This is a genomic window from Kitasatospora sp. NPDC047058 (genome assembly GCF_040643935.1).
Classification (GTDB): Bacteria; Actinomycetota; Actinomycetes; order Streptomycetales; family Streptomycetaceae; genus Kitasatospora.
This window is the reverse complement of the sequence record NZ_JBEYVJ010000663.1, coordinates 1-2,715: the sequence shown is the minus strand read 5'-3', so window position 1 is coordinate 2,715 and position 2,715 is coordinate 1. Positions and strand designations below refer to the sequence as shown.

At 73.8% G+C, this 2,715-nt stretch carries 3 protein-coding genes, 2 pseudogenes and 1 riboswitch; of the genes and pseudogenes, 3 read left to right on the top strand and 2 right to left on the bottom strand.

Features of this window, described 5'->3' with window-relative positions:
• Nucleotides 1–281, bottom strand: a pseudogene (locus tag ABZ885_RS38965) (hypothetical protein); the annotation flags it as partial.
• A gap of 139 nt (nt 282–420) precedes the next feature.
• On the opposite strand from ABZ885_RS38965, the gene ABZ885_RS38960 reads away from it, so the two are divergent.
• Both ABZ885_RS38960 and ABZ885_RS38955 read left to right on the top strand, forming a co-directional pair.
• A complete protein-coding gene (locus tag ABZ885_RS38960) occupies nt 421–939 on the top strand; it encodes an RNA polymerase sigma factor (RefSeq protein WP_360199611.1) in 519 nt (172 codons plus the stop codon).
• The gene (locus ABZ885_RS38955) at nt 936–1,415 is read left to right on the top strand and encodes an SRPBCC family protein (RefSeq protein WP_360199609.1); all 480 of its coding nucleotides are present in this window, start codon (nt 936–938) and stop codon (nt 1,413–1,415) included. Before ABZ885_RS38960 ends, ABZ885_RS38955 begins: the two co-directional genes overlap by 4 nt.
• A gap of 99 nt (nt 1,416–1,514) precedes the next feature.
• Here ABZ885_RS38955 and ABZ885_RS38950 read toward each other — a convergent pair.
• Nucleotides 1,515–1,850 (bottom strand): annotated as a pseudogene (locus ABZ885_RS38950) (metalloregulator ArsR/SmtB family transcription factor); the annotation flags it as partial.
• Nucleotides 1,851–1,932: 82 nt separating this feature from the next.
• A riboswitch (cobalamin riboswitch) is annotated at nt 1,933–2,125 on the top strand.
• A gap of 32 nt (nt 2,126–2,157) precedes the next feature.
• Here ABZ885_RS38950 and ABZ885_RS38945 point away from each other — a divergent pair.
• Nucleotides 2,158–2,712 carry a hypothetical protein gene (locus tag ABZ885_RS38945; protein WP_360199607.1) on the top strand — a complete coding sequence of 185 codons (555 nt, stop codon included), beginning with the start codon at nt 2,158–2,160 and terminating at the stop codon, nt 2,710–2,712.
• Nucleotides 2,713–2,715: the final 3 nt, after the last annotated feature.

The following is a 2,715-nucleotide window of genomic DNA, read 5'->3' as shown; positions in this document are numbered from 1 at the left end:
GCCGGGTGCAGCCGCTCGCGGATGGAGTCCACGGCGGCGTCCAGGTCGGCGCCGGCCCGACCGCCGCGGGCCAGCACGACGGCCGCGCCCGAGAACAGCACCGCCGCCAGCGGGAGCACCACCCGCGGGGTGAACGGCACCTCGGCGTTGAGCACCGCCCGGGAGAGTGACGGGGCGTCGGCCGCCGGCCAGGTGCTGCCGGTGGCCCAGTAGACGTGCAGCAGGCCGTCGGCGGCGAGCACGGTGGCGACGACGAGGGCGGCGGTGCGGCGACGGTTCACGAAGGTCCCCCAGGGGTGTCGACGGTGTGTCAGCCCCCAGGAGCGGCGGCTCCGGCCGGACGTTCCCGTGACGAGCGTCACACCGGAAAGCCGCGCCGATGGGGGAACGTCCGGCCGGTCCGGCGCCTCTGGTGCGGATGTGGATGGTCCCGAAACCCGAACCGCCGAGGAGCTCGCCGGCCTGGTCCGCGCCGCCCAGCGCGGCGACCAGCTGGCCGTCGGTGAACTGCTGGAGCTGGTCGCGCCCTACGTGCGCCGGCTCTGCGGCCCGATCGCGCTGGACGACGGCCCGGACGCGACCCAGGAGGCGCTGATCGCCGTCTTCCGCAAGCTGGGCCAGCTCCGGGAGCCGGCCGCGCTGTTCGGCTGGGTCCGCTCGATCGCCGTCCGGGAGGCCGTCCGGCACGTCCGACGGGTCGCCCGCTGCGTTCCCGCCGACCTCTCCGAGCTGCCCCGCCCCGGCGACCCGCAGCTGGCCGCCGACATCGAGGACGTCCTCGCCCGGCTGACGCCCGAGCACCGCGCCGTCCTGGTGCTGCGCGACCTGGAGGGCCTCGACGAGCGCGCCACCGCCGACCTGCTGGGCGTGGCGGCCGGCACCGTGAAGTCCCGGCTGTCCCGGGCCCGACTCAGCTTCCGAAGGGCGTGGCAGCAGTGAGCACGCAGATCCCCTGGCCGGTGGCGGCCTTCGACCCGGTGCGCCGCCTGCGCGTCATCGCCGCCGTCACCCCCGGCGCCAGCGTCCGCGAGACGGTGATCGACGCGCCGTTCGACCGGGTCTGGGCCGCCGCGGCCGATCTGGAGGACGGGCTGCCGCGCTGGCTGCCGGACATCCGGTCGGTCCGCGTCACCGGGGGCCGGGAGAACGGCCGGGCCGAGGCCCTGGTCGTCGGTCACACCCGGCTGCGGGCGCGCTTCGACGTCGAGCTGACGCCCGGCTGGTGCCTGATGCGCAGTCGCTTCCTGCTCGGCGGCATGGCCGCCACCCCGGAGCAGGACGGCACCCGCTTCGCCTTCCTGGGCGCGTTCCGGCTCCCGGCCGCCGGTCTGCTCGCCCGCGCGCTGCGGCCCGCCACCGACCCGCTCGCCGGGCGTTCGCTGGCCCGCTTCGAACGGTTGGTGCAGGAGGGCTGACGCTCAGCCGGCCGCGGCGGCGGGCTCGTGGTGGTCCGCACCGACCGGCCCGTCCGGCCCGGCCCCGAGCGGCTCGTGGTGCTCCGCGGCGGCGCACTCGTCCAGCAGAGGGCGCAGGGCGTCGTCCACGAGCCGGTAGCGCACCACACGTCCGTCCTTGTCGCCGGTGACCACGCCCGCCGTGCGGAGCAGCCGCAGTGCCTGAGAGACGGCGGGGTCGCGCATGCCGGTGGCGACCGCGAGGTCGGTGACCGCGAGCGGCCCGGCGCGGTGCAGGGCGAGCAGCAGGGCGAGCCGCCCCGGGTCGGCGAGCAGCGAGAACCGCTCGGCCCAGGACCGGACGTGCCCGGTGTCGCCGATCGCGGCGATGGCCTCGCAGACCCGGTGGCCGTCGATGGTGCGGTGGCCCGCGCGGTCGGCCGGTACGAGATGCATGCGGACATTCTTGCAGCACACGGCCTGTGATCCTGGACACCTGCGCAGGTGCGCAGCCTTGCAAGGGTGGTGCGCGGGCCCCTACGGTGTTGCCCGCCGTGGTGCTCGGGAAGACCGGTGACGGACCCTCAGGGTCCGCAGTCCGGAGCGGCCCTCGCCACTGTGATCGGGGGAGTCGTCCGTACCCATGACGCCACTGGGCGCCTTGTGCGCCTGGGAAGGCGGGTACGGAAGCCCCGTAAGCCAGGAGACCGGCCACGGCATCTCACGAACGACTTTCCACGAGGTGCTGGAGCGTGATCCGAGGATGACCCTGCCCGAAACCGCCGCTGTTCCTGCGGCGCCGTCCGTCCTGCCCACCTTCCGTTGGCGGCGCGAGGACACCATCCGCACGGCCGGGCTGATGGGGGTGATCCTGGCCATGCACGTGGTGGCGTTCGGGACGCTCGTGTTCCTGGTCGCCCCCGAGAAGTACGAGGTCGGTACCCAGGTCTTCGGGGTGGGCCTCGGCATCACCGCGTACACCCTCGGCATGCGGCACGCCTTCGACGCCGACCACATCGCGGTGATCGACAACACCACCCGCAAGCTGATGGCGGACGGCAAGCGGCCGGTCTCGGTGGGCTTCTGGTTCGCCCTCGGCCACTCCTCGATGGTGGTGCTGATGGCCGCCCTGGTGGCGGGAGGCGCCCAGCTGGCCAACACGCTGATGGACGACGAGTCCGCCACCCACCAGTGGCTCGGCGTGATCGGCACCTCCACCTCCGGCGGAGTGATGAGGATTGCCCGAATTGCCCCTTTGTGTGGCGTTTTTGAGGTAGCTGTTGCCAGCTGTACCCCTGTTTTTGGTAGCACTCCGTGACGG